Raw genomic sequence first — 23,606 nt, forward strand, 5'->3', positions numbered from 1 at the left:
ATTCCGCTATCTTTTGCCATAATAAGCGAAGCGGTTAAGCGGTTGGACCCGGCGCAGAAGCGGCGGATTCATAAATTAAAGGAGGGAACGCCGTATGAAAGGAATCATTACGGTTGTCGGCAAGGACAAAGTCGGCATTATTGCGAAGGTATGTACATATTTGGCGGATCATAACGTCAACATTCTGGATATATCGCAGACCATCATTCAAGGGTATTTCAACATGATGATGATCGTGGACATTTCGGCGCCGTCGAAATCGTTTGAGCTTCTCGTCGAAGACCTGCAGCAGTTGGGGAAATCCATCGGCGTGGAAATCAAGCTGCAGCATGAGGATATTTTCAATATCATGCACCGCATCTAAGGAACGGGAAGGGGAGAAAAACATGATTTCACGCGTGGAAGTGCAGGAAACGAACTCGATGATCCGGGAAATGAATCTCGACGTGCGCACGATTACGATGGGCATCAGTTTGATGGATTGCGCTCATGAAAGCATGGACGTATTCAACCGGAAAATTTACGACAAAATTACCCGCCTCGCGGAGAACCTGGTCAAAACCGGCGAGGATCTGGAAAAACAGTTTGGCGTCCCGATCGTCAATAAACGGATTTCCGTGACGCCGATCTCGATCGCCGCAGGCGGTATCAAAACCGATACATATGTGCCTGTCGCCGAAACGCTCGACAAAGCGGCCAAAGAGGTGGGCGTCAATTTTATCGGCGGTTTTTCCGCGCTTGTGCAAAAAGGATTCACGGCCGGCGACCGCCTGTTGATCGAAAGCATTCCGGAAGCGCTGGCCGTGACGGAGCGGGTGTGCTCCTCGGTGAATGTCGGCTCCTCGCGCAGCGGCATCAATATGGATGCCGTCAAGCTGATGGGCGACATCATCGTGCGCACCGCCGAACGAACGGCGGACCGGGGCTCGATCGGCTGCGCCAAGCTGGTCGTGTTCTGCAACGCGGTCGAGGACAACCCGTTTATGGCCGGCGCTTTCCACGGCGTGGGCGAACAAGAATGCGTCATCAACGTCGGCGTCAGCGGACCGGGCGTGGTCAAGCGGGCTTTGGAGGAAGTGAAGGGCAAAGACTTCGAAACGTTGTGCGAAACGATCAAGCGGACGGCCTTCAAAGTGACCCGAGTCGGGCAATTGATCGCACAGGAAGCGTCCAAGCGGCTGGGCGTGCCTTTCGGGATCATCGATCTGTCGCTGGCGCCGACGCCGGAAATCGGCGATTCCATCGCGGAAATTTTTCAGACGATGGGCTTGGAAGAAGCGGGAGCGCCGGGCACGACGGCCGCGCTGGCGATATTGAACGATAACGTGAAAAAGGGCGGGGTAATGGCCTCCTCCTATGTCGGCGGACTCAGCGGGGCGTTCATCCCGGTCAGCGAAGACCACGGCATGATCGAAGCGGTGCAGCGCGGCGCGCTGACGCTGGAGAAACTGGAGGCGATGACGTGCGTCTGCTCCGTCGGGCTGGATATGATCGCGATCCCCGGCAGTACGAGCAAAGCGACGATCTCCGGCATTATCGCCGACGAGGCGGCGATCGGTATGGTGAACAACAAGACGACCGCCGTGCGCATCATTCCGGTGATCGGCAAGGATGTCGGCGAAATCGTCGAATTCGGCGGTTTGCTTGGCTATGCGCCGATCATGCCGGTCAACTCGTTTGGCTGCGCGCCGTTCATCGAGCGGGGCGGCCGCATTCCGGCGCCGATCCACAGCTTTAAAAACTGATCGATAGACGGCGACAGATCCGAAAGCAGAGGTGGATGCACGTTGAACAAAACGATCGGCCTGCTGGCCCATGTCGACGCAGGCAAAACGACTTTTGCCGAAGCGTTGTTGTATCGCACGCGGGCAATCCGCAGCCGGGGAAGAGTGGATCACCGCAACGCCTTTTTGGACGGCCATGAGATCGAAAAGGCGCGCGGCATCACCGTGTTTGCCGATCAGGCGGAAATGACCTACGGGAATTCCATTTATTTTTTGCTGGACACGCCCGGGCACGTCGATTTCTCCGCGGAAAAGGAACGCGCTTTGCAAGTATTGGACTACGCCGTCATTATCGTTAGCGCGGTGGAAGGTGTGGAGGGCCGAGGTGCATTTGCGGCTAGAGCCGACGGGGCCAAACAGCGGCGTCGCGTTCGTGAACGCATGACATCCCGACGAACTGGCGGCGGGCTATCAGAAGCTGATCGGCCAGCATGTGCTGGAGCGGGAGCACCACGGGCTCTTGACCGGTACGCCGCTCACGGACGTGCGGATCACACTGATTACCGGCCGTTCGCATAACAAGCATACCAGCGGGGGAGACTTCCGGGAAGCGTCCTTCCGGGCGATCAGACAGGCCTTGGAAAAGGCCGAAAACGTACTGCTTGAACCGGTATACCACGTGAAAATCAAAGTGGACACGGAGCATTTGGGCAAGGTACTGACATTCCGTACCCTGGAATGAGGCCGAACGGCATATGCACGTTCAGGTGCAATCCGAGCAGGCTTGGAACCCATAGATGAATGCTTAAACGCCGCTTTGTGAAACAGCCCTATTTTTCGGCTCCGGGACTTATAACCAATCCAACCTACCGCTAAAGTCATATGCTTAAGTAGATTGAAACGAAGGGAGGGCCTCACTGATGTCGTGTTTCGCAGGCGGCGGTTTTACGAGCACCGGAGTTATCCTCGTTTTGTTCATCCTTTTGGTAATTGTTTTGACTGCCTGGATCTAAATCTACTTAAACCAGGAAAGCGCATATGACGGGATTTAGGATTTACCGCCCGTGTGCGGGACATCAAAGCAGCAGGTGTTCCGTACACGGGTTTTTTAGAGAAAAGGGTGACTTCTGACAGGTCAGAAGTCACTTCCGTTTGTTGATTGTTCTTTGTTTTACGGCCCGGCGGCGGGGTGTACCGCTGTTTCTTACGCTTGTCGTCGCCGCTTTGGGGAAAAATAATTTAATGAGCGGGTAAAACTGCCGGAACATCCCGACCATCTTTTGAACTTTGCCCAAGGTGCCCAAAATGCCGTCCAATCCGCCCAAACCTTTAAATAAGGAGCCGAAGCCGGACGAAGCGGGAGGGCCCGATGACGGCTGCGACGGCCCGAAAATACCGGGCAATTGCGGCCCAGGATTAAAAAGGGTGGGGGAGAGGGGACTTTGACTCATTTGAGTGGGAATAAATTGTTTGACTTTGACTTTTTTCTTTTTCCGTTTCAAGGGGTTCCATCTCCTTGGCGTTAATTAAAATCTAATGCAGTATATGTACTAACAAGCCATCTGCCCCTCCGCGCATGCACAATTTCCGCAAACGGGCCAGAAAAGGCGGTTGACAATGGCCCCAGGGGTGCATATAATTACCTATAATTCCATACGAGCAAATGTGTTGATTAGAAATAGTAAAAATGATCGAACCTTTCAGAGAGCCGTTGGTTGGTGAGAAACGGCAGCGCTCATCATTTTGAACTCGTCTATGAACAGCTGCCTGATATGTAGGGTAAGCCGGGATTCCGCCGTTACAAGGATAGATGGTGTCGGCCATCGAAAGAGATCATTTCAGAGCGTGAAATGAATTAGAGTGGTACCGCGGGATAAACCTCGTCTCTATTGGAGAGACGGTTTTTTTTTTGTTGATTAAAGTCCGGGTTTAATCAGCCCCGCTTCACATAGATTGCATAACCCATTAACCGAATGATCAAGGAGGAATTTCAGATGAACCGCAAAATTATCGTGCTCGATACGACTTTAAGAGACGGTGAGCAGGTCCCTGGGGCCAAGTTGAACGTACAGCAAAAATTGGAGTTTGCCCAGCAGCTGAAGCGCCTCCGTGTAGATATTATCGAGGCCGGGTTCCCGGCCTCGTCGCAAGGGGATTTTCAGGCGGTTCGGGAAATCGCCCGCAGCATGGGCGACAGCGTCGGCATCACGGCGCTGGCCCGGGCGGTGAAAAGCGATATTGACGCCGTTTATGAGAGCGTCCGGATCGCGCAGGACCCGCTGATCCATATCGTGCTCGGCGCATCAAACGTGCATGTGGAGAAAAAATTCAACCGCTCCAAGGAGGCGGTGCTGCAAATGGGCGTCGACGCGGTCAAATACGCCAAGACGCTGCTGCCGCAGGTGCAGTACTCGACGGAGGACGCCTCGCGGGCGGACTTCGAGTATTTGTGGAAAACGATCGAAGCGGTCGTACGGGCCGGCGCTACGATCGTCAACGTTCCGGATACGGTGGGATATGCGGAGCCGGAGGAGTATGGCGAACTGATCCGGAAAATCCACGACCGTTTGAAAAACTTGAACGACAAGGTCATACTGAGCGTGCATTGCCACAACGACCTTGGGCTGGCCACGGCCAACACCTTGAGCGCGGTCAAAAACGGCGCGGAAAAAATCGAATGCACGATCAATGGTTTGGGAGAACGGGCGGGGAATACCTCTCTGGAGGAAACGGTCATGGCGCTGAAGGTCAGGGAATCGCTGTACCGCTGCAGCACGAACATCGATACGACCGAACTGCTCCGGACGTCGAGACTATTGACGCATTTGACGGGGCTCGACGTGCAGGCCAACAAAGCGATCACGGGTGAAAACGCGTTTGCCCATTCCTCCGGCATCCATCAAGACGGATTGCTCAAGGATAAACAAGTGTATGAAATCATGTCTCCCCAAGACGTTGGGGCGGAAAGCATGGAATTGGTGCTGACCGCGCGTTCCGGCAGACACGCAGTCAAACATGCGATCGCGAAGCTGGGCTTCGATACGTCCGATGCCGACGCCTTTGAGATCGTGTTCCAAAAATTCCTGGCCCTGGCCGACGCGAAAAAAGAGGTTTACGATCACGATCTGTACTACTTGCTGAACGATCAACGGGAACAAGCGGAGCACGGGAGCCGGCTGTTTGGATTGCGGTCGTTCCAGGTCGTGACAAATGATCTGTGCCCAACCGCGGCCGTGGTACTTATGCAAAATGGGGAAGAGCTTAAGGGCAGCGCAGTCGGGGACGGTCCGATCGATGCTTTATACACGGCGATCAAAACGTTGACCGGTTTGGACGTTCATTTGACGCATTATAAAATCAACAGCATTTCGCGGGGGAAGGAAGCGGTTGGCCGGGTGAATATCCAGCTTGATTTTCAAGGCAAGACGTATGTCGGCCGGGCGATGGACACCGATATTATCAAAGCAAGCGGCCAGGCTTTCCTGAATGGCGTTAACGCCGTTATTCTGGATCAGAAGGAGAGCGTTCAAGCTTTCTGAGTTAGGTTTTCCAATCAAAACTGCCCCTCCCAGTCTAATTTTAGGATGGGAGGGCCTTTCAGCGCGATGACAATTGGACCGAAGGGCCCCAGGAGGGCGGGATGCCGCCGAAGATCAACAAAGGAGTTCGCCGATACATCGGATGAACTCTTTTGTTTTGCGTGGAGAAAACCTTGCCAAAAAATCTTGTTGCCTGAGAAACTTCTGGAAAAGCTAAGGGCAAAAAAAGCCGTTATTCCAGCGATATTCGTCAATTTGAGAGAAATAGAGGCAATGTATGTCCCTATTTTTTCGAATCACAAGGAAATGATTCCGTTCTGAATAAAAATCCGCTATTTTAGCTTCTTTAAGCGGTGACCGTTATTCATGCGTTTGTGGGAACTGCCACCAATAAAGAATACATAAATATAGTTATGTTAACCAAAAAAAACAGGAGGGATGTATCGCGCATCGCCTCCTGCTTATTAATGCTCGTGAAGTTGGGAAAGAGCCACGTTCTTCTCATTTTCCGGCTCGTCCAAAGGATAGATTCTGGCGGTTTCGTTTTTTTCGTCCACATGCTGAATATAAATCGGAATCCCATCGCAGGTTACGTTTACCATCGTCGGCGAAGCGACGATTTCTTTAGCGCGTTGACTGTTCATACTAAAGACCTCCTGGAATGCAAAATATCACAAACTTGGGGAATAGGCTTCAATCATACATAAGTTGCCCTGGCCATAGCGATGTTATTCCAACTCATAACAAAACACTTGACCTACCTACCGAAGGTATGTAAAATTTGAGATACCTACCAAAGGTATGGAATATTCCCGTCAAACTCATGTTAAAGAAAGGACTCCAACCAAGATGAACCATACGCGAAAAGAAATCATCATCACATTAGCCGTAAATGTTGTATTGCCCTATCTGATTTACACCCTGCTCATTAAACATACCGGCAGTTTATGGGCGCTATCGGCGGCCTCCGTCGTTCCGCTGGTTGATTCGCTGTACAGTCTGATTAAAACGCGAAAAGCGGATATGTTTTCCGCCTTTATTTTCATCGGCCTGATCTTAGGCGTTGCTGCCGTGCTGCTTGGCGGGGACGAGAGGTTTATTTTGCTGAGGGAATCGTATGTAACGGGAATCATGGGGCTCCTATTTTTGCTCTCTTTGCTTCTTAAGCGCCCGTTAATTTATTATTTTGCCGAGCGGTTTACGGGGCGGGATGCGAATATGGAAGAAAAGTGGAGAAATTTGCCCAGGTTCCGGCATACTTTCCGGCTGCTTACCGCCGTGTGGGGGGGTGCTCTTGTGCTGGAAGCCGTTGTCAAAGTGGGGTTGGTGTATATTTTATCCGTTCCGTCATTTCTTGCGGTGTCGCCGTTTGCAAGTTATGGCATCGTGGGTGTGACGATTTGGTGGACCGTTCGTTACGTAAAGCGGGTGAAGAAGCAGGCCTCTCCTGGACTTCAACCGTCGGAATAAACACCGTTTATGAATTGGAGGTATTTGACCATGCATGATAAAACGATGAACCCTACGCTCAAGCTGCTGCTGGAGACGGCGGAAGAAATGATTTTGGAAAAAGGCTGCCGGGCCGCCACGCTGCAGGATATTGCCGTCCGGAGCGGGCTCACCAAAGGAGCGATTTATCATTATGTCAAAAGCAAAGACGAATTGTTCGCTTTAATCCTTGAATCCGGATTCGAGAAAACGAATGAGCTTTTTTTTGAATCGGTGGCTCAAGCCGCCGGCAAACCCGCCGATATCCAGGGACCGCTGAACCTGGTGTCCGGCAGGATGCAGCATGCTGCCAGTCCGGACAGTGTTTCCAACCTGATCTTCATATACTTGCTCAGCCAAAGAGATAAACCCGCCGTGGACGACATTCTACGGCGCTATCACGAAACCGCGATCCGCAATTCGGCAAGCTGGATTGAAGTCGGCAAGCGGCATGGGGTTATTCCCGAGCACATCGACGCCAACAAGGTTGCGCAGCTATTTGCCACGTTGAAGTACGGCTTGCAGGTTCAACAAATCGTTACTCCCGATGACGATGTATTAAGCGACCGGGACATCTATGAGTTTATGCTGAACGCGTTGAGCTGAGCGCTTTTGGAAATATCCCCCGCGCGAAGGCGGGGGAATGGATTAAAAGGCGTGATCGTGATCGTTATTCATCTTGAAATCCGCCTATATAAGCGTATTTTATTTCACGGACATGAATCCGCTGCGTTCCGTCCGGAACCTCCAAGACAAGGGGAGAATTGCATTCCGCACAAAGCAGTTGCCTGCCGATCGGGGAGATAAAAGAGATCCGGTTGTTGTCGGGGTCGCTTTCCGTAGGGTAGACCACAGTGAACAGGTCCGTTGAACCGTCTTCCTCAAACTCCACCTTTACGCCGCTTCCGATCAGAACGACCTGATAGAGCATATCCTGCAGCGCAGTATCATCGGCCGCCAGCATGGATATCAATCGGGCGGTATATTTTTGCAAGAGGTCGTCTATCATTTTTCGATCGCGGCTTGGCATTCCGTATAGATAAGTATCCGCAAAAAACGGGTATTGTTCGTCAAAAAATACAAGCTGGTTCACCAAATGCGTTCTGGTTCCGTCGAGGGCTTTAAAACTAGGGCTCATAGTAAATATCACCCCCAACTTGTTTTTCCCAACCAAGCGTGACCATGTCAATGGTTCTCATACAAGCAGTCCTCCTTAAAGAAAATAAGCCCGCAAGGGGCTTACATTCAGTATAACATCTTTCCTGATTATGGTCATCCGCAGGTATTCGGATGATTGGTTTAAATTGTTTACATACAAATCTATTAAACTTATATTTATAATATGTAGTGCAATTAATATGGGGTGAGGAGGAGTTGGCTTTATGCAGTTGGGGTACAAGTCAATCGGCAAGCTTTTTGCGGCCGCTGTCATTGCGGCCGGACTTACGACCGGTACGGCCTGGGGAACAGTCAGTGCAGCCGAAAACGCAAACGGTTCGGGGGAATTCCAGCTTAGGGTGTTACATACGAATGACACGCATGCCCATCTGGACAATATCGGCCGCCGCGTCACGGCCGTGCAGGCAGCAAGAACGGGGAATACCCTGCTGCTGGATGCGGGCGACGTCTTTTCGGGAACGCTCTATTTTAATCAGTTTAGCGGCCTTGCGGACCTGTATTTTATGAACGCAATGAAATACGATGCCATGACGTTCGGGAACCATGAGTTTGATAAAGGTCCTGCGGCCTTGGCCGAGTTTGTGAAGCAGGCCAAGTTCCCGTTCGTAAGCGCGAACCTCAATTTCGGCACAGAGCCGGCATTAAGCCCCATGGCGAACAGCGGGCTCGGAAAACCCGGGGAAGAAGGGAAGATTTATCCGGCCGTGATCAAGGAAATCGGCGGCGAGAAGGTGGGGATCATCGGTCTCACCACGCCGGAATCCTCCGTGCTCTCTTCGCCGGGGCCCAACATTAAGTTCAATGATGAAGTGGAAAGCGCGCAAAAGCAGGTGGATGCGCTGGAAGCGGAAGGCATCGACAAAATTATCGTATTATCGCATCTGGGTTATACGGTAGATCAGGAACTGGCGGAAGCGGTTGATGGCATCGACATCATCGTCGGCGGCCACTCCCATACGCAGCTCGATGTTCCCGAAGTGCGCCACGCCGATACGGAGCCGACGCTGATCGTACAAACGGGCGAATATGACGAGCATTTGGGCCAACTGGATGTGACGTTTGACGACAAGGGCGTACTGAAGGAATGGAACGGCCGCTTGATTGACCTTAATGCCAAGGATGATGCCGGCAATTACGCCATTAAGGGCAATGCGGAAGCGGAAGCCAAGCTGGCCGAATACGCCGCCCCGCTGGAAGAACTGAAAAAAACCGTTGTCGGCGAGTCGGACGTTCCCCTTGATGGTGAACGCAACAGCGTACGCAAGCAGGAGACGAACCTGGGCGACCTGGTGGCCGACGGCATGCGGTCGAAAGTGATGAGCATCGTCAAGGAACCCGGTGTCAAAGGATATGTGACGATTCAGAATGGCGGCGGGATTCGCGCCTCGATCGATGCTGGCGACATAACGCTCGGCGAATTGCTGACGACGATGCCATTCGGCAACAATCTGACCGCGCTCAAGATGACCGGCGATGAAATCATAGCGGCGTTGGAGAACGGCGTAAGCGGCGTCGAAAACGGTGAAGGGCGGTTTCCGCAGGTTTCGGGCATGCGCTTCTACTATGATTCGGCCAAGCAGCCTGAAGTCGTCGATGATGTGACCGGGGAGAAAACGCAATCCGGACAACGCATCGTAAAAGTACAAATTCAAAATGAAGACGGAACGTACGCCGACATCGATCCGAAGGCTTATTATATCGTGGCCACCAACTCCTATATGGCCGGCGGCGGAGATTTCTACAACTCGATGAAGAAGGCCAAGGACGACGGCCGTTTCTACGAGCTGAATCTGGTCGATTATGAAGTGTTCCGCGAATACCTGGACAAAGCGGGTACGGTCAACCTAAAGGCGGAAGGCCGCATCACCGATTTGAAAGGAGCGGCGCTTCCGGCCGAAGCAGGAAGCAGTGGCGAGGCCGGCGGGGAAGCGGCGGAGAATCTCGCTTCCCGGTTTACGGATATCGCTAACGATCCCAACAAGTCGGAGATTGCCCGGGCAGAGTCCGCGGGCATCATCAACGGTTACGGCGACGGCACATTCCGTCCGGATGGGCTCGTGACCCGCGCCGAATTTGCGGTGATGGTGAGCCGGGCCTTCAATCTGGGCGACGCGGCAGCCGAAACCGGATTTTCCGATGAAGACAGCATCGAGCCGTGGGCATTGCCTGCCGTTTCCGCGCTTAAGCAAGCGGGGTATACGGACGGTTTCGCCGACACCGCTTTCCGGCCTGAACAAAACTTGATCGTCAAAGAGGCTGCAGCCGTAATTTCCGCGGCGTCGGGGAAGGCTTTGAGCGGGTTGGAACTGAAAGAAACCGCGCAAGTCACCCGCAGCGATTTGGTGCTGATGATTATGTCCGCGCTGAATGAATAGGCCGGCATGTCCAATGAAAGCTCAAAACCGTTCCACATTTACTGTGGGGCGGTTTTTTCGTTGTATGCCATTTATGATGCATGATGAGCCGTAACGAAATGATGCTTTGGTCCATATGATGAAGGGACCGAGGAAATGGTTTTTTACCCAGCGGAAACAGACCGACTATAAGGTACGGGACGAATCGGAGGAAGAGGGGGTAAAACAAATGCCTGCAATCGTTGGCAACGTAAAGATCATTAACATCAGTTCCGGTGGAGTGGTGCAATTTGGCGATACGCTAGTTATCTCCCCGCAGACGGCTACGAAAACATTTGCGGGCTCGGGATCGTTTAATACCGGGGATTTTCCCGTTACGAACAACGGCTTGAGTACGACCCTAACCATTGACCCCGCTGTCGTCGATGGTTCGGTCACCAAGGGAGGGACCTTAGCCTAATGATACATGTTCAGCAGACTATTACGATTCAGTGCCTTCGGATTAACGGAATTTCAAATTCTTCAGTTTTGCAAATCGGAACAGCCGGGATCATAAAATCGTTATCCAATCTGTACAATACCGGAGGGTTTACGGGCCCTGCCCCGGAGGCAGCCCCAACCGCTCCTGGTGCCTTGCCGGGACCGGTGGTCCCTTTTGCCACCGGGCGGTAATAACCGATTCTGAATGCCAATGCGGAAGGTGTGAAAAAGATGAACGAAAAAATTCGCTTGGATGTTACAAATGATAAAATTTTAGTAGACAACATGAAGATCGTGGCAGTGGGCAGTTCATCAGTCGTTTTGATTGGGGACACCGGTTCTATTCGGCTCTCCTCCATATTTGACACTCCGCCGGAATCCCTTATTATCGGGCCGCTTGTGCCTTTTGCGCGGTAGACATGATGCGGATATCCTGCGTTAATCAGATGAAAGTCACCTTCGTAATTTATTCTTCTTTTGTACATGTGGGAGATGTGTGGGGAATCTTTCCGGATTCGCAAGTTTTCGCCTTGCAACGCCAAATTCCCGTCTTTTGGGGGGATGAGGGGAAATTGGAGAAGCTGCCCGTGTTCTTTCAACCGTTTCCCTCCCAAGAAATCAATGAGGAAGTCACTTTTACGCAAGAGAACAAAAGCCCCTGCATCCACGTAAACAATCTCTATATTTTGGGGATATCAACTTCCTCCGGGTTGCAAATCGGCAATACCGCGATACTTGACGCGAAGAATCGCACCAAGCATATCAGGCATCTTATCCCAAGAGATTAATTGAACCGGTCTGATGATCCCTCCCATGTAGCTAATTTATTGCAAGACGGGCGATGGATTGGCATACATTGATAAAGAAAAAGAAAGGAGGAGGGGCATTTGTCGGGACATCCCCCCAATCATTGGCTGGATCAAATCAATCATGCCTTGCGCTGGCAGTACGATAAATTGTTTCAATTGGAAAACGATATTTCGGCGCTGAAGAAGCAGTTTGAGGCTTTGCAATCCATGCCGAGACAACATGTTGAAAAGATAGATTACAATTTTGAGCAGTTGAAAGTAGAAAATCTCAACGGCACCCTCATTATCGGAATCAGTCCTAATGATCAAGGAACGATTGAAGATCTATCGGTAGCCGGCAAACAAACGGAGGACGTTTCGTTTGGCCAGGACCCTGACGATCCGAGCAAATCGTCCGTCCAAACGATCAAAGTCGAAGTGCAACGATACATAAAAGAGGACATCGCCTCCTTGCTGGCCGAGAAAGCTAATCACCGCAATATGACCCTCACGGCCGAACAACTGCAAAACATCATGGACGATATGATCCGGCAAGTCGAGGACCGGCTTGCCTTTTATATGGCCCAATTGCAAGAGGGGGCAAACGGTCATGAACAGCATGAACAGGTTGAGCGGCGTTTAAAGGATGATCTGCTGCAAGCGACGGATAAATATATCGATTACTTTCACCAACTGGGGGGTTCGTAACCCAGCGGGGGACCGGTTCGCCCCTGAAAACTGTGGCGATGCCGCGGGATGCCTGTCACGGTGATATAATATTGGCCTCTAAATTCGAACGGCTCGTCATCCACGACATCGTCAACCCAATGAAAATGTGATCCGTCTGGTAAATAAACGGGCGGTCCGGTGTAGCCGTTAAATCGATGGAAATGTTGATCCTGGGTGTAAGTGATTCCTTGGAAACGATGAAAGTGGCAGTCACTTGGGCCTCCATTAACAGGATAAGTAAAAAACCGGACATTATGCCGATGGCCTAAATTGATGGATGTCGATCCATAAAACTCATGCGCATGCGCCTGACAATTTGTCGCAAACATCGGTACGCTTCCTTTCTTGTGATGTAAGACTTTCTTAAAAAGGATTACGCTGCTTCGTTCGCTCATACAATTTATTGATACGGGGAGGAGGGGGATTCTATGCGAAATTCGCCGGCGGAGGCGGCCCAGACGTTTGTGTCTCAGCATTATCCCGATTGCATGTTAGCGGTATTGGGCGGCAGCGCCAGCATAAACCAGCATGACGCAGCTTCGGATCTGGATATCATTGTTTTCGAAAAACAGGACCCGGGTTATTTTCATAGGGTAAGCTCTTTCATGGATTGGATCATCGAGTGTACGGTACTTACTCCGGAAAATTACAGGGAATACTACGATTTAGGGGTGCAGACCGCCAACCCCACGTTGCAGAGACTGATAGCCGGAGGCGTTGTTTTGGTTTCGCGGGAAAGCGGCCTGGAATTTATCGAAGAAGCACAAAACGATCTGCAGTATGGCCCGATGCCTTGGTCGCAAGCAGAACTGGATTTCGCCAGATACCAGATTTCCGAAAAAATCACGGATTTGCAGGGCCAAATTCCGCGCTGCGAAAAATGGTTTGTGGCCAGCAAGCTGCTCATTTTATTAAGCGAGTTTCTGCTGCGCGCCAACCAACAATGGCTTGGGGAAGGGAAACACTTATTCCGGTATTTGCAAAAGTACGCTCCTGAAACGGCGGAGGATTTGGAGAAAGGGCTGGAAACGCTGTATCTTCGGGACGATCCGGGCGAACTCGTCAAGGCTTGCGGCCGGGCGCTGGAACCGTATGGAGGAACACTGCTTGACGGGTATGAGGCCTGAAACTTTGAAGTTAACTTGGGAACCGGATAAAATGCCCCGTTGCGCTGTGCAACGGGGCTTATTTTTCCCAAACTTCTATTCCTCGTTTTCGCTTTCGACAAAGACATCGTGAAAGTTTTGGGACTCCGGCATCTTAGGCATCTGGATCTCCAAAATACCTTCCTTGTATTTTGCCCGGGTTTGTTTAGGGTTCACTTGTTTTTTGAGCTGGATTTCCTGTTTTTCCCCGGACGGCAAAACAATCCGCAGCTTGTTGCGATTTACCGAGATCTTTGTATGGTCTAATTCGAAATGGTCCGAAACAGGCAACCGGACAATTAAACTTCGGTGTGTTTCGTGAAGTTCATAATTCCCCGTATTGTCATTGAAGATAGGGATTTTAAAATCGGCCGGCATGGACTTTTGAAGCTGCTTTTGGACATAATCGCCTACCCAGGAGAGATTTTTGGCGGGATTCACCTGGGTGAAGTTTTTCGGCAAAAACGGAAATTGCTCCAGCATGTTCTTTTCAAATTCTTCCCAGCTTGTCAAACCGCCCTTATTTCGCATATCGCATCACCTACATCTTTATATATCTAAATTTTATTCAGCTGAGCATGTTCATGTTCGAACGGTAGCAAGTGATGCGGAAAAACAGCGCGGACTTTCCCTTTATGCGGGCCTTGCACCAAACGCCTATAGGCTGCATAGCCTAGGGTTGAATAGAACGAGAGGGGAAGGTTAGTTTGCACTATGATTTCGACTTTTACGATTCGTTTCGCGTCTCTGCGGACCAAAATTTAATCCCTGACATCGTACGCGCCATAAACGGTGAATACAGTGCGATCATCTGCTACGAACAATTGGCCGGCATGGCTCCGAATGAAGAGATAAAGAGGAGAATTATGGAAATCCGTCAAGACGAGATTCGGCACTACCACAGCTTCTTGCAACTCTATGCTTCGTTAACCGGCACGCAAGCGACTCCGCGGCAAACGGAACGGTGCCCGGCCGATTACCGGTCGGGAGTGATCGGCGCTTTTTTGGATGAGCAAAAAACGGTTGACCAGTACCTGGAAATCGCAGATAAAGCGCACGATCCTTATATCAAGGAACTATTTAAACGTACGGTTTCCGATGAACAAAATCATGCCGTCTGGTTTTTGTATTTTATGATGGGCGGGAAGGAATAGGAAACCAAATTTGAACCCGACTGTTATCCGGAAACTGGTCGGGTTTGTTTTTCGACAATGTTTATATCCTTATTTCGAATTAAAGGAGATACTATGGCCTGGCAGATCTCTGACGCATATAATTACGTAAAATAATAATTTGACGAATAATTATAAATGAATTATGCTTGGTTTAGGAGGTGCCGAGCCGATATGGATAAAACGTTAAAAGCGCATTATATGAACCGTATCGATGAAAAGTTAAATGAACTGCCTTGGTACGTGACCGAATACATAGATAGCCGCAAACGCAAATTGTCGCCGACGACGCTGCTGAATTACTGTCATGATTTCATCATCTTTTTTGACTGGCTGATTGCCGAAAAGTTCGCAGCCGCAAGCCGCAAAGACGTTGAATTACCTAGCTTGGAAAAATTGACGGTTCGCGAGATCGAAAATTTTCTTTCCCATCTGGAGTACCGTTTGGGAAACAACAAATATACGATCAACCGCAAGCTGTCCGCGTTAAAATCGCTGTTCGATTATTTGCAAAACAAAGCGGAAACCGACGATTTACAGCCGTATATTCAGCGTAATGTTATGGCCAAAATAGAATTTAACGCCGTTAAAGAAAGCCAGGAAACGATGGCCAACCGGATTGAAGGGAAAATTTTGCGAGACGACGATTTCGAACGGTTCCGGCAGTTTGTGGCGTATGATTTTGGCGCGCAAAACAAAGACAACAAGCGGATTTTTCGTTTCCATGAGTTTAACCGCGAGCGAGACACCGCGATCGTTTCCTTGATTCTTGGTTCCGGACTGCGCTTATCGGAAGTAGCGGGAATCGACAACGGCGATCTGGATATGAACAAAGGATTGGTCCGGGTAATCCGTAAAGGAAATAAAGAACAATACGTGTATTTTAGCGAACAAGCTTTAGCGGACCTGGAAAATTATCTAAGCATCCGGGAAGCAAGATATGCGCCGGACAAGTCGGAAAATTCCTTGTTTTTGGCGGCTCCGATCGGCCGCAAAGGCACAAACCGCCGACTGACGCCAAGAGCCATTGAAAAGCTGATCGAAAAATATGCGGCAGCGTTCGGCAAACCGGCGTTAACGGTACACGCGTTAAGACATTCTTTTGCGACACGCTATCACCAAGAAAACAACGACGTACCGAGACTAAGAAATCAATTAGGCCATTCATCAATCCAAACGACGATGATTTATACGCATTTAACGGATGAAGAGATGCGAAAAGCCGTGAATAATATGGATAAGTAAAAAGCAGATAAATCAGATCAAAGAGCCGGGTTGGGCCGGTTCTATATTTTAATAACACTACTTATTCACAAAACTCGTATTTTGTACATATGTATATAAATTGATTAATTCCCTTGTATTATTATTCGGGCAATTGCATTTGTTAGTCAACAACGGTTCTCTGTTTTGCAAATGATAATATTCAATGCTGCTAGATGAGCTGCTCTCATCAAAGTTGTATTTGAAAGCGACATCTGGAAACGAACGATCCCTCATATTCTCAATTTCCTTCCAAGAAGGTACACTAATTTCTTTACTTCTCTTCCCTGCGGTCTCCATCCAAGCACAAAAGAAATTCTCACAGAACTGTAAGACCAGTTTTTCAAGAATCCAGGAAAGCCCCCCCATATCAATACTTCTACGGATTTTCATTTGATAATTGACGACCTGATCAGAGAAATACTCCAGAAGCTCCCTGATTAGAAGTGGTGCTACATCAGAAATCAAGCTTGTTCTTAAAGAATTAAAGCCGTAGAAATGCTCCTCCTTTAAAAGAGATTTTCTCCAAAAAACATAAGCATATGCATAGGGACAAATTTCAGGGAATTCAATCGTTTCATTCGATTCTCTAAGCTCCATCAATTGAGTTATGCAATGTTGATGAGACTTAAGTGAACTCTGAAATAATCGGTCTATAACTTTCTTGGCCGTGACGTTTATTTCGACGCTTCCAGCATCTGCTTATTCTCCTGCCATTTCGTTGTCTTGTCGTAACCCGCTTTTTGCGCATCCACCACTGCCTTATCCAGCAGCGAGAGCACTTCCTGATCCGAAAAGGCCAAGCTGCTCGCCTTAGCCCTGGCCTGTTCATAAATTTCGAACACGCGCTGCGCAATAATGCCTTTCTCGGAATCGCCCTGCTAGATCCAGATTAATCATGGGACGAAAATAAACTGTAATTTATACTCGGTATCAGCACTGTTGACTTACCAACGATTCCTCTTTATAATTCGGACATTGAGAGCCAAGGTGCCGGGTCTGAAGATTCCCATCGGCAGCATTCATGAAAAACTGAATGAAACCACCAGAAAATTGGACGACGAATCAACACTTCGCCATTTGGAAAGATTTCCGACATCTTTCGAAGAATGAATCTTGCTTTAAACAAACTCAGATTTCTTATTCGAGATAACGGCGGCATTGCTGCGCTGATGACGTATGTAATCTCAAGTCCGGAGCTTTACATTATTGATCACACTTTGGTCGAAAATGCTTACCGAGGACAAGGGCTTGGCGATAAGCTGGTCAAAGCTATGGTGGAATACGCGCGGGAAAACGGTATTAAGATATTACCCTTATGCCCGTTTGCCAAGGGACGATTCGAACGTATCTCCGAATACGCGGATGTTTTCCATAAATAAGCAGGAATCATAAAATTATAACAATAATAAGAGAAGAGCCTAAGGGTACGAGATTTCTTCATTCCTCTGTCTGCCTTGTAGAACAAGGAGCAAGATCCACGGCGATTTTGCTCCTTGTTTGTTGTCAGGATTCATTGAACAATAAAGTACGCGACTTTATCTTAGCGGCGCCCGACCGCTACGCCCCCAAAAACGCCCCATAGATTTGCGGGATCATTTAAGTATTTATGAGGAAACCCGAGCTCAATCACGCTTACCGCGTCGAGCCTTTGCAGTTGTTCTTCCGCAAGCTGCAGATCAAGCATATTCAAATTGCTTTCAAGCTGTCCGGCTTTGCTTGCCCCCAGCAAAATGGATGTAACGGACGATTGGGCTCTCAGCCATGCCAGCGCAACATGCGCCGCCGGAGCATGCACTTCATCTGCTACCTTTTTGACTTCATCCACAATATTAAATACCCGCTCATTCAGCATACCATGGTTAGCCATCATGGTTACCCGCGAGCTCCAACCTTCGGATTCCTTGCTGCACTGCTGCAACTCCTCTCTTGAATATTTTCCGGTCAGAAGACCGTTGGCCAGAGGCGACCAGGCAACAACCCCAAGCCCCATCTCCTGAGCCATCGGAGTGAGCTCTCTTTCCGACGTTCGCTCAATCAGACTGTGTTCATTTTGCAGGGCAACCAGAGGAGACCACCCTCTCAGGTCGGCGATCGTCTGCATCCGCGAAATCTGCCAGGCCGGCGTATCCGATATTCCTACATAAAGCACCTTGCCTGCTCGTACAAGATCATCCATAGCCCGCAGCACTTCCTCTACCGGCGTCGTGTTGTCCCAAGAGTGCAGATACAGCAGGTCGATATAATCTGTTTTCATTCGCGACAAACTAGTTTCAACCGAGCGGATCATGCTTTTTCTATGATTTCCGCCTGCATTCGGGTCGCCTTTATGCGTATTCATCGTATATTTCGTGGCAAGCACGATGCGATTACGACGCTCGCCCAGAATTTCACCCAACATTTTTTCCGAGCTTCCGTTCGTGTACCCACTGGCCGTATCGACAAAGTTTCCACCCCGGTCGAGATAAATGTCCAGCATGTTCTGGGCTTCATCCGTGCCTGCCCCCCATCCCCAATCCGTACCGAAAGTCATGGTGCCAAGAGCAAGCTCCGAGACGCGTAATCCGCTTTTTCCTAAGAAGTAGTATTTCATATATGCCTCCTAATAAAAGTTATTCATTTTTTCAAAACTGGAAATCCTTCATTTTCTATAAGAAAATGATCATCGTTGGATACGCAGCTTTTTACATGGATCACCCCCTTTAAGTAATATCTCTCCACCATGGAGCCGATGGCATTTTAGAAGAACCTATCTCAACACTTTCGCCTATTCGAGGTACCGCGATGACGACGTTTCTCTCAGCAGCGGCCACCAGCCATTGTTGTCGTATTGTCCCGCCTCGATTAATGATAATGATTGCCAATCTCTTTAAAGTGAGGACCGTAGCCGCTATCCCCGCTGTAAAATATCTTTGAATGATTTCCTTCAATAATCCACGAACACCACAACATAAGTACCAACTCTCAAATTATTTATTAAAATCGCTATTAACTGAACGTTCATTCATTTATGTGTTTAAAAAAAAGGACTCTTTATGCTTTGACAGCGTCCCAGCTTGATTGAATCAAGTCCTTCACATTTTTATTATTAAATTCAAATTCTCTTCTGTAATATTGCTTGGCCAGCTCGGTAACAGGAGCATAAATCAAAACCAACAGCAGCATGGTATCGTAATCTTTAAGCAACTTCTGTTCTTTGCCTTCCTCAATCAATTTATAAAAAGGCTGGAACATCATACTGGAATCTTCAAGATATAAATTCTCGACAAGCGGTGAATTGCAAAATTGTTCATAAAAGAGGAATTCATCTTTATGGTTAAGAATGAATTTAATATAGTTGCTCATAATCAGTTCAAATCTTTCCTTGACCGGCATTGAATGATGAAGCCCTTCGAACATACTCGAACTAATCTTTTGCTCGACATTCAAAAACAGCTTCCTCAGCATGTCCTCCTTATTTTCAAAGTAAACATAGATCGTTCCTGGTGATACCTTAGCCCGTTTGGCGATTTTAGACATGGAAATTTCAGAAAAACCGATTTCGTTCAAAAGCTGAATGGTTGCTTGAAAAATAGCTTCATTTTTATTTTTGTCCTTATATCTCATGGTTGAATAATAAACGATCATTCAATTAAAGTCAAATAAGCCAACCCGTTTCGGCTTGAAGCCTGCGAAGAGGATTGAAAGGTTTGCTAAGACAGGTGAAATTATGACCACCCGTCCAACGGGTGGTTTGCACTTGGGGTATAACCCCCTGTTGCCAAACTTCGCCTAAAGACGCCTGCGAGGATGGGACACCAAAATATGAAAACACTAATCAATATGCATTGTTAAAAAAAGAGTGGCTCCAAAATCCCCAAATCCAAATTCAAACCTAAAGGCAAATGAGCAAAATTCCCCTTCCCTCCCCCCTATTCATCTTCACAAAAAAGTGGACATCCGTTGCTCTAAAACGGATGTCCACATATTTTTTAGGTACTTATTCCCATACACGACCGAGCCGCTGCGCTTTGAAGCCGCTTTCTTGAATTATTTTACCAAACCGGACTATTGGCGTACATATCCCGATTTATAGAGCTTAAACTGGATTCCACTGTTAATATTGCTAATAATATGGCAAAAAATAATCCGATAGACCTATGAAGAAATCAGGCGAGTCCGACGAAAATATGATTATACCCCACCCTTAAGTCTCAAATCATTCCTGTTGACAGGGATTTTCGACCTAAAGTTTGGGCACATCACTACGCGGGAGGTAAAGCCTAAAGTTTCATGTGATCCCTAATCATGTCGTCCGCTAATCCTAACCGCAATCACACATTTTTATTATCTTGAAGGAGTGTACATCTTCGTGAAAACTATCTCTTACCCCCGCAAATCCGCAATGCTTCTTGTTTTTGTTCTGATATTGGCGCTTTTGGGCAATCCGGCCACCAAGTCCGCCAGCGCTGAAGATGAACCCGTCTCCAAAGCCAGAACGACTTGGTTATGGCACACCGCTCTTATCCAATCATCGTCCTCCGAGCTGTTGAACTTTGCCAAGTCCCAAGGTGTCGGAATTATATATTTGCAAATCAGTACCAAAGTGGATCTTGATTCCTACCGCAGCTTCATTCGCCAGGCCTCGGAAATGGGTATCGAGGTTCATGCTCTAAACGGAGCCCCGGACTGGGCCCTCGCCGCAAGCCGCCCGAAATTGGACGCTTTTATGAAATGGATTAACGATTACCAGCAGCATGCCGCGCCGGAAGAGAAGCTAAAAGGAATTCATGTTGACATTGAGCCGTATTTGCTTCCGATTTGGAAAACGGACTACGACACCCTGGTGACTGAGTGGCAGGGCAATGTCGATGCGTTGGCCCGACAGGCGGCTGACTCGGAACTTCCGCTGTCGGCGGCTCTTCCCTTCTGGCTCGATAATTATAAAGTACCGGACAGCGAGCAAACTTTGAGCTCATGGATGATCTCGCGCTTCGAATCCGTGACCCTGATGTCTTACCGCGATAGCGCCCAGGCCATTTACAATACGGCCAAAACCGAGTTTTCCGAAGGCGAAAGCATGAACAAGAAAATCTATACCGGTGTGGAAACCAAGCCCTCCAGCGAAGGAAACTCCATCACTTTTTACGAAGAAGGCAGCCAAGTCCTGAATGAGCAGCTCGTCCAGTTGGAGCAATTGGGCGAAGCGCACACCTCGTTCGGCGGTATCGCCGTCCATGATTTGGTAGGCTGGATGAATCTCGTTGAACGAGACCAATCGATGTAAGCTTACTGACCTTCTTATATAAAAAAAAATCACCCTCTATTTGGCCCTAGAGGGTGATTTTTTCAACTTAAATGCTGACATTATTTCAGCAAAAATTCAATCTGATATTCAAACGTCTTAATGTTCCGCCCCATGATTTGCAGTTATTACGCCAGGTGTACTTGGTACTACGGGTACTACAATCACGCTAATTAACCCCAATGCGATCGCCATCGAAAAAAATGCTTTTTTCGTCCGCTTCTGCTTATAGTATTCGAGTGCTTTACTTATATCGTTTTCAAATAAAGTTAACACACTGCCAATGTCAAAATCATGCTTTATTGCCGCATCGGTGATGTTGAGTATCCCAGGTATTAACTCTTCGATACCACCGGGCATGGAACGCTCAGGTCTACGAGATCAAATGGACGATGAATAGAAGGTAAGGTTTTAGGTGGATTTGTTCATAGAAAAATGGTATATTTTTGGGGGTTAATAGCGCGTTATTTTATATTTGGGAGGGCATCGATATGGACAATAACTCTGTTCATAGAACAAACATTATAGGCGCCGGCGAGGTTGGCAGCGCTGTCACGATCGACATGGATAAGAATTCTATTCATAAAACAAACAGTCTCTTTTGGGACACAAAAGGAAATGACATCTTAGGAGCAACCGCCCTTCCTTACTATGGAGCATTTGTCTCAGAAGAAAAATGCCAACTTTTTGGCGATGTTTCAGGAAAAAAGATGCTGGAGATCGGCTGCGGAACCGGTCATTCCTTGCAGTATCTAGGGGAACGCAAAGCATCTGAACTATGGGCTGTGGATATTTCAGAAAAACAAATCGAAAAGGCAAAGCAACATTTGGCGGCCTGCGGCCTATCGGCAAAATTGATCTGCTCTCCCATGGAAGAAGAATGCGGCTTGCCAGTGGATTATTTTGACTATGTTTATTCGATTTATGCCATAGGCTGGTCCACCGATCTTGAGGGTACTTTTTGCCGTGTCGCTTCTTACCTTAATAAAGACGGCGTATTTATTTTCAGTTGGTCTCACCCTATTCACAAATGTGTTGCTGCAGAAAATAATGTGCTTGCTTTTAAAAAATGTTATTTCGATGAATCTTGGTATTCGGTATCTCTTGATGAAGGTACGCTAACCTTATCGGACCGCAAACTATCAACCTATGTGAATGCGCTCTCCAAAGCGGGATTTGTCATTGAGCAAATGATTGAGCAATCTGATGATGAAATTATGCAATCGCGGGACGATAACAGTGATTTTGCGAAAAAAGCAAAGATGCTTCCTGTAACTTTTGTATTCAAAGCAAGGAAACTATAGCATCCGATATAACCCAATGTTACCTTAATAATTTATCTGGTAAGTTATAAGTACCTGGAGGCGGCAGCTAATTGTCCGTTCTGGAAAGAGTCTGCAGAAAGGCAGGCTCACTTAAAAATGAAGTCTTTTCTGGAAAACGGTTATGACGGGCGCAAACTGAGCACTTGTATCCAGATTCTAACGCATAGGTCTGAAAAAAGACGCGTTTTGACCATTCTTCACCTTCAAGAAGACGGAAAGAGTCCTTAAGAAAACGTATAGCAAATGTATTTAATGGTCTAGACAATCCGCTGCCCTCTTCTTTTAAATAACTTTCTTTTAGCGTCCATAGTTGGTAAAAATAATCAAGCTGATGAAATTGGGGCATAGACAACAAGTCAGCAACTTCAGATTTCGAGAAGAATCGTTCGGCGATATCCAGATCAATCGGAAGAACTTGCTCAATATCAATACCGACGGATTGATGATCTAAAGCTACCCCTATCCATGAACCAGAATGAGTAATATTAAAAAATACACCCGAATCATTCATTAATTCGGGTTTTCCGAATTTCGTGGTCTGAAATTTTACCTTTCTAATGGGTACATTCAAACGATCTGCGATCACATGTCTAGCAAGAAGATCGGCAAGCAGCGATCGCTGCCTATCCACCGGGTCGACATAGTTTGCGATCAACTGCTGCTTCTCTGCGGGTAGTAAATGCAAATAAAGCTGCCACTCCCGCTCATTGTAGTTATTTAAAATTCGCATAAAAAATATTTCTAATCCCACAATCTCATGAACCTCCATTAATATCAGGTGCATCGCGTAATTTCTTCGATCGGTTAAATTTTGATTGCTCTTACGGGTACCGGCTGCTGGGCGTCCAGATTGGGGAGATAGCTCAAGGCGTCGGCCGTCTCCTGGACACGGGCAACGGTCTTCGGATGTACGCCGTAGCTTCCGTTCGTCGCCTGAGATATCGTGCTGACGGATAACCCCCAACTGTCCGCGATAAGCTGTAGTCAATGCTGTACAACTGGTCGCTGTGCTCCAGCAAGAGCTCGTAAAAGCGCCCTCTTTCCTGCGGGAATGCCGCCGCCAGCTTCTGTATCTCTACTCCAGGCACCATCATCACTCACCCCACCTATCTCTTTCTATAGTTAGTTGGGGCAGG

The 23,606-nt window shown here is 48.3% G+C and carries 32 protein-coding genes, 1 pseudogene and 1 other annotated feature; of the genes and pseudogenes, 20 read left to right on the forward strand and 13 right to left on the reverse strand.

Going from position 1 to position 23,606, the window contains the following annotated elements:
- Positions 1-94: 94 nt before the first annotated feature.
- The 5 genes from NYE69_RS19200 (at position 95) to NYE69_RS19215 (ending at position 2,737) form a co-directional block, all read left to right on the forward strand.
- Positions 95-364 (forward strand): ACT domain-containing protein, encoded by a 270-nt coding sequence (locus tag NYE69_RS19200; protein WP_340927428.1) that lies wholly within the window; start codon positions 95-97, stop codon positions 362-364.
- A 25-nt stretch (positions 365-389) separates the two neighbouring features.
- Positions 390-1,745 carry a PFL family protein gene (locus NYE69_RS19205; protein WP_340930443.1) on the forward strand — a complete coding sequence of 452 codons (1,356 nt, stop codon included), beginning with the start codon at positions 390-392 and terminating at the stop codon, positions 1,743-1,745.
- A gap of 42 nt (positions 1,746-1,787) precedes the next feature.
- On the forward strand, positions 1,788-2,303 hold the full coding sequence (locus NYE69_RS19210) for a GTP-binding protein (RefSeq protein WP_445744779.1): 516 nt from the start codon (positions 1,788-1,790) through the stop codon (positions 2,301-2,303).
- Positions 2,245-2,466, forward strand: a complete 222-nt coding sequence (locus tag NYE69_RS33765) for a hypothetical protein (protein ID WP_445744780.1) — start codon at positions 2,245-2,247, stop codon at positions 2,464-2,466. Before NYE69_RS19210 ends, NYE69_RS33765 begins: the two co-directional genes overlap by 59 nt.
- Positions 2,467-2,644: 178 nt before the next feature.
- The gene (locus tag NYE69_RS19215; protein ID WP_082207775.1) at positions 2,645-2,737 is read left to right on the forward strand and encodes a sporulation protein YjcZ; all 93 of its coding nucleotides are present in this window, start codon (positions 2,645-2,647) and stop codon (positions 2,735-2,737) included.
- A 129-nt stretch (positions 2,738-2,866) separates the two neighbouring features.
- Here the strand turns inward: NYE69_RS19215 and NYE69_RS19220 are convergent, their stop codons facing one another.
- Positions 2,867-3,226 (reverse strand): hypothetical protein, encoded by a 360-nt coding sequence (locus NYE69_RS19220; protein ID WP_340927429.1) that lies wholly within the window; start codon positions 3,224-3,226, stop codon positions 2,867-2,869.
- A 157-nt stretch (positions 3,227-3,383) separates the two neighbouring features.
- Positions 3,384-3,615, forward strand: a binding site (T-box leader).
- 103 nt (positions 3,616-3,718) lie between these two features.
- Between NYE69_RS19220 and NYE69_RS19225 the strand changes: the two genes are divergently transcribed.
- A complete protein-coding gene (locus NYE69_RS19225) occupies positions 3,719-5,263 on the forward strand; it encodes a 2-isopropylmalate synthase (RefSeq protein ID WP_340927431.1) in 1,545 nt (514 codons plus the stop codon).
- 464 nt (positions 5,264-5,727) lie between these two features.
- On the opposite strand, the gene NYE69_RS19230 is transcribed toward NYE69_RS19225, so the two are convergent.
- Positions 5,728-5,907: a small acid-soluble spore protein H gene (locus tag NYE69_RS19230; protein WP_340927433.1), complete on the reverse strand. Its 180-nt coding sequence runs from the start codon at positions 5,905-5,907 to the stop codon at positions 5,728-5,730.
- 205 nt (positions 5,908-6,112) lie between these two features.
- On the opposite strand from NYE69_RS19230, the gene NYE69_RS19235 reads away from it, so the two are divergent.
- Positions 6,113-6,733 carry a VC0807 family protein gene (locus tag NYE69_RS19235; RefSeq protein ID WP_340927434.1) on the forward strand — a complete coding sequence of 207 codons (621 nt, stop codon included), beginning with the start codon at positions 6,113-6,115 and terminating at the stop codon, positions 6,731-6,733.
- Positions 6,734-6,763: 30 nt separating this feature from the next.
- Positions 6,764-7,357: a TetR/AcrR family transcriptional regulator gene (locus tag NYE69_RS19240; protein ID WP_340927435.1), complete on the forward strand. Its 594-nt coding sequence runs from the start codon at positions 6,764-6,766 to the stop codon at positions 7,355-7,357.
- A 64-nt stretch (positions 7,358-7,421) separates the two neighbouring features.
- On the opposite strand, the gene NYE69_RS19245 is transcribed toward NYE69_RS19240, so the two are convergent.
- Positions 7,422-7,889 (reverse strand): GreA/GreB family elongation factor, encoded by a 468-nt coding sequence (locus NYE69_RS19245; RefSeq protein WP_340927437.1) that lies wholly within the window; start codon positions 7,887-7,889, stop codon positions 7,422-7,424.
- A gap of 244 nt (positions 7,890-8,133) precedes the next feature.
- On the opposite strand from NYE69_RS19245, the gene NYE69_RS19250 reads away from it, so the two are divergent.
- The 6 genes from NYE69_RS19250 to gerPC all read left to right on the forward strand — a co-directional run bounded on the left by NYE69_RS19250 (position 8,134) and on the right by gerPC (position 12,260).
- Positions 8,134-10,305, forward strand: coding sequence for a 5'-nucleotidase C-terminal domain-containing protein (locus tag NYE69_RS19250; RefSeq protein WP_340927439.1), 2,172 nt, complete (start codon positions 8,134-8,136; stop codon positions 10,303-10,305).
- Between the two features lie 208 nt (positions 10,306-10,513).
- Entirely contained in the window at positions 10,514-10,744 is a 231-nt protein-coding gene (locus NYE69_RS19255) for a spore germination protein (protein WP_124332123.1), read from the forward strand.
- Positions 10,744-10,956 (forward strand): spore germination protein GerPB, encoded by a 213-nt coding sequence (locus NYE69_RS19260; protein ID WP_340927440.1) that lies wholly within the window; start codon positions 10,744-10,746, stop codon positions 10,954-10,956. Before NYE69_RS19255 ends, NYE69_RS19260 begins: the two co-directional genes overlap by 1 nt.
- 51 nt (positions 10,957-11,007) lie before the next feature.
- Positions 11,008-11,181 carry a spore gernimation protein GerPD gene (locus NYE69_RS19265; RefSeq protein ID WP_373281400.1) on the forward strand — a complete coding sequence of 58 codons (174 nt, stop codon included), beginning with the start codon at positions 11,008-11,010 and terminating at the stop codon, positions 11,179-11,181.
- Positions 11,182-11,210: 29 nt separating this feature from the next.
- Complete coding sequence (locus NYE69_RS33770; RefSeq protein ID WP_445744840.1) at positions 11,211-11,552, forward strand: spore germination protein GerPE; 342 nt, start codon at positions 11,211-11,213, stop codon at positions 11,550-11,552.
- 99 nt (positions 11,553-11,651) lie between these two features.
- On the forward strand, positions 11,652-12,260 hold the full coding sequence (gerPC, locus tag NYE69_RS19270; RefSeq protein WP_051985444.1) for a spore germination protein GerPC: 609 nt from the start codon (positions 11,652-11,654) through the stop codon (positions 12,258-12,260).
- Here the strand turns inward: gerPC and NYE69_RS19275 are convergent.
- Entirely contained in the window at positions 12,239-12,757 is a 519-nt protein-coding gene (locus tag NYE69_RS19275; protein ID WP_340927442.1) for a YmaF family protein, read from the reverse strand. The two genes, gerPC and NYE69_RS19275, sit on opposite strands and share 22 nt — an antisense overlap.
- Between NYE69_RS19275 and NYE69_RS19280 the strand changes: the two genes are divergently transcribed.
- Entirely contained in the window at positions 12,710-13,408 is a 699-nt protein-coding gene (locus tag NYE69_RS19280) for a nucleotidyltransferase domain-containing protein (protein WP_340927443.1), read from the forward strand. The two genes, NYE69_RS19275 and NYE69_RS19280, sit on opposite strands and share 48 nt — an antisense overlap.
- Before the next feature lie 75 nt (positions 13,409-13,483).
- Here NYE69_RS19280 and NYE69_RS19285 read toward each other — a convergent pair whose 3' ends face one another.
- Positions 13,484-13,957 carry an Hsp20/alpha crystallin family protein gene (locus tag NYE69_RS19285; RefSeq protein ID WP_340927444.1) on the reverse strand — a complete coding sequence of 158 codons (474 nt, stop codon included), beginning with the start codon at positions 13,955-13,957 and terminating at the stop codon, positions 13,484-13,486.
- 176 nt (positions 13,958-14,133) lie between these two features.
- Between NYE69_RS19285 and NYE69_RS19290 the strand changes: the two genes are divergently transcribed.
- Together NYE69_RS19290 and xerS are read left to right on the forward strand one after the other, a co-directional pair.
- Positions 14,134-14,580 (forward strand): ferritin-like domain-containing protein, encoded by a 447-nt coding sequence (locus NYE69_RS19290; protein ID WP_340927446.1) that lies wholly within the window; start codon positions 14,134-14,136, stop codon positions 14,578-14,580.
- 192 nt (positions 14,581-14,772) lie between these two features.
- The gene (gene xerS, locus NYE69_RS19295; protein ID WP_340927448.1) at positions 14,773-15,843 is read left to right on the forward strand and encodes a tyrosine recombinase XerS; all 1,071 of its coding nucleotides are present in this window, start codon (positions 14,773-14,775) and stop codon (positions 15,841-15,843) included.
- Between the two features lie 57 nt (positions 15,844-15,900).
- Here xerS and NYE69_RS19300 read toward each other — a convergent pair whose 3' ends face one another.
- Together NYE69_RS19300 and NYE69_RS19305 are read right to left on the reverse strand one after the other, a co-directional pair.
- A complete protein-coding gene (locus NYE69_RS19300; protein ID WP_155620098.1) occupies positions 15,901-16,461 on the reverse strand; it encodes a hypothetical protein in 561 nt (186 codons plus the stop codon).
- A 77-nt stretch (positions 16,462-16,538) separates the two neighbouring features.
- Positions 16,539-16,664 carry a hypothetical protein gene (locus tag NYE69_RS19305; protein WP_340927449.1) on the reverse strand — a complete coding sequence of 42 codons (126 nt, stop codon included), beginning with the start codon at positions 16,662-16,664 and terminating at the stop codon, positions 16,539-16,541.
- A 306-nt stretch (positions 16,665-16,970) separates the two neighbouring features.
- Here NYE69_RS19305 and NYE69_RS19310 point away from each other — a divergent pair, with 306 nt between their 5' ends.
- Positions 16,971-17,243, forward strand: coding sequence for a GNAT family N-acetyltransferase (locus NYE69_RS19310; RefSeq protein WP_340927450.1), 273 nt, complete (start codon positions 16,971-16,973; stop codon positions 17,241-17,243).
- Positions 17,244-17,404: 161 nt separating this feature from the next.
- Here the strand turns inward: NYE69_RS19310 and NYE69_RS19315 are convergent, their stop codons facing one another.
- The 3 genes and pseudogenes from NYE69_RS19315 to NYE69_RS19320 all read right to left on the reverse strand — a co-directional run bounded on the left by NYE69_RS19315 (position 17,405) and on the right by NYE69_RS19320 (position 19,488).
- The gene (locus tag NYE69_RS19315) at positions 17,405-18,454 is read right to left on the reverse strand and encodes an aldo/keto reductase (RefSeq protein WP_340927451.1); all 1,050 of its coding nucleotides are present in this window, start codon (positions 18,452-18,454) and stop codon (positions 17,405-17,407) included.
- Positions 18,455-18,711: 257 nt separating this feature from the next.
- Positions 18,712-18,810, reverse strand: a pseudogene (locus tag NYE69_RS33775) (MBL fold metallo-hydrolase); the annotation flags it as partial.
- Positions 18,811-18,894: 84 nt separating this feature from the next.
- Complete coding sequence (locus tag NYE69_RS19320; RefSeq protein ID WP_340927452.1) at positions 18,895-19,488, reverse strand: TetR/AcrR family transcriptional regulator; 594 nt, start codon at positions 19,486-19,488, stop codon at positions 18,895-18,897.
- A 724-nt stretch (positions 19,489-20,212) separates the two neighbouring features.
- On the opposite strand from NYE69_RS19320, the gene NYE69_RS19325 reads away from it, so the two are divergent.
- Positions 20,213-21,127: a hypothetical protein gene (locus NYE69_RS19325; protein ID WP_340927453.1), complete on the forward strand. Its 915-nt coding sequence runs from the start codon at positions 20,213-20,215 to the stop codon at positions 21,125-21,127.
- Between the two features lie 117 nt (positions 21,128-21,244).
- Here the strand turns inward: NYE69_RS19325 and NYE69_RS19330 are convergent, their stop codons facing one another.
- Positions 21,245-21,505, reverse strand: coding sequence for a hypothetical protein (locus NYE69_RS19330; protein ID WP_340927454.1), 261 nt, complete (start codon positions 21,503-21,505; stop codon positions 21,245-21,247).
- A gap of 131 nt (positions 21,506-21,636) precedes the next feature.
- Between NYE69_RS19330 and NYE69_RS19335 the strand changes: the two genes are divergently transcribed.
- A complete protein-coding gene (locus NYE69_RS19335) occupies positions 21,637-22,449 on the forward strand; it encodes a class I SAM-dependent methyltransferase (protein WP_340927456.1) in 813 nt (270 codons plus the stop codon).
- 67 nt (positions 22,450-22,516) lie between these two features.
- Here NYE69_RS19335 and NYE69_RS19340 read toward each other — a convergent pair whose 3' ends face one another.
- Entirely contained in the window at positions 22,517-23,221 is a 705-nt protein-coding gene (locus NYE69_RS19340) for a 4'-phosphopantetheinyl transferase family protein (protein ID WP_340927458.1), read from the reverse strand.
- A 53-nt stretch (positions 23,222-23,274) separates the two neighbouring features.
- Entirely contained in the window at positions 23,275-23,445 is a 171-nt protein-coding gene (locus NYE69_RS33780; RefSeq protein ID WP_445744841.1) for a LacI family DNA-binding transcriptional regulator, read from the reverse strand.
- Between the last annotated feature and the right edge of the window lie 161 nt (positions 23,446-23,606).

Source organism: Paenibacillus sp. FSL R5-0527 (assembly GCF_038008055.1).
Taxonomy (GTDB): Bacteria; Bacillota; Bacilli; order Paenibacillales; family Paenibacillaceae; genus Fontibacillus; species Fontibacillus macerans.

What these genes read in the sequence shown, in the direction of transcription:
- NYE69_RS19200 (WP_340927428.1), top strand. Translation starts at nt 95, where the DNA reads ATGAAAGGAATCATTACGGTTGTCGGCAAGGACAAAGTCGGCATTATT.
- NYE69_RS19215 (WP_082207775.1), top strand. Translation starts at nt 2,645, where the DNA reads ATGTCGTGTTTCGCAGGCGGCGGTTTTACGAGCACCGGAGTTATCCTC.
- NYE69_RS19225 (WP_340927431.1), top strand. Translation starts at nt 3,719, where the DNA reads ATGAACCGCAAAATTATCGTGCTCGATACGACTTTAAGAGACGGTGAG.
- NYE69_RS19230 (WP_340927433.1), bottom strand. Translation starts at nt 5,907, where the DNA reads ATGAACAGTCAACGCGCTAAAGAAATCGTCGCTTCGCCGACGATGGTA.
- NYE69_RS19235 (WP_340927434.1), top strand. Translation starts at nt 6,113, where the DNA reads ATGAACCATACGCGAAAAGAAATCATCATCACATTAGCCGTAAATGTT.
- NYE69_RS19240 (WP_340927435.1), top strand. Translation starts at nt 6,764, where the DNA reads ATGCATGATAAAACGATGAACCCTACGCTCAAGCTGCTGCTGGAGACG.
- NYE69_RS19245 (WP_340927437.1), bottom strand. Translation starts at nt 7,889, where the DNA reads ATGAGCCCTAGTTTTAAAGCCCTCGACGGAACCAGAACGCATTTGGTG.
- NYE69_RS19250 (WP_340927439.1), top strand. Translation starts at nt 8,134, where the DNA reads ATGCAGTTGGGGTACAAGTCAATCGGCAAGCTTTTTGCGGCCGCTGTC.
- NYE69_RS19255 (WP_124332123.1), top strand. Translation starts at nt 10,514, where the DNA reads ATGCCTGCAATCGTTGGCAACGTAAAGATCATTAACATCAGTTCCGGT.
- NYE69_RS19260 (WP_340927440.1), top strand. Translation starts at nt 10,744, where the DNA reads ATGATACATGTTCAGCAGACTATTACGATTCAGTGCCTTCGGATTAAC.
- NYE69_RS33770 (WP_445744840.1), top strand. Translation starts at nt 11,211, where the DNA reads ATGAAAGTCACCTTCGTAATTTATTCTTCTTTTGTACATGTGGGAGAT.
- NYE69_RS19280 (WP_340927443.1), top strand. Translation starts at nt 12,710, where the DNA reads ATGCGAAATTCGCCGGCGGAGGCGGCCCAGACGTTTGTGTCTCAGCAT.
- NYE69_RS19275 (WP_340927442.1), bottom strand. Translation starts at nt 12,757, where the DNA reads ATGCTGAGACACAAACGTCTGGGCCGCCTCCGCCGGCGAATTTCGCAT.
- NYE69_RS19285 (WP_340927444.1), bottom strand. Translation starts at nt 13,957, where the DNA reads ATGCGAAATAAGGGCGGTTTGACAAGCTGGGAAGAATTTGAAAAGAAC.
- xerS (WP_340927448.1), top strand. Translation starts at nt 14,773, where the DNA reads ATGGATAAAACGTTAAAAGCGCATTATATGAACCGTATCGATGAAAAG.
- NYE69_RS19300 (WP_155620098.1), bottom strand. Translation starts at nt 16,461, where the DNA reads ATGGAGCTTAGAGAATCGAATGAAACGATTGAATTCCCTGAAATTTGT.
- NYE69_RS19310 (WP_340927450.1), top strand. Translation starts at nt 16,971, where the DNA reads ATGAATCTTGCTTTAAACAAACTCAGATTTCTTATTCGAGATAACGGC.
- NYE69_RS19315 (WP_340927451.1), bottom strand. Translation starts at nt 18,454, where the DNA reads ATGAAATACTACTTCTTAGGAAAAAGCGGATTACGCGTCTCGGAGCTT.
- NYE69_RS19320 (WP_340927452.1), bottom strand. Translation starts at nt 19,488, where the DNA reads ATGATCGTTTATTATTCAACCATGAGATATAAGGACAAAAATAAAAAT.
- NYE69_RS19330 (WP_340927454.1), bottom strand. Translation starts at nt 21,505, where the DNA reads ATGCCCGGTGGTATCGAAGAGTTAATACCTGGGATACTCAACATCACC.
- NYE69_RS19335 (WP_340927456.1), top strand. Translation starts at nt 21,637, where the DNA reads ATGGACAATAACTCTGTTCATAGAACAAACATTATAGGCGCCGGCGAG.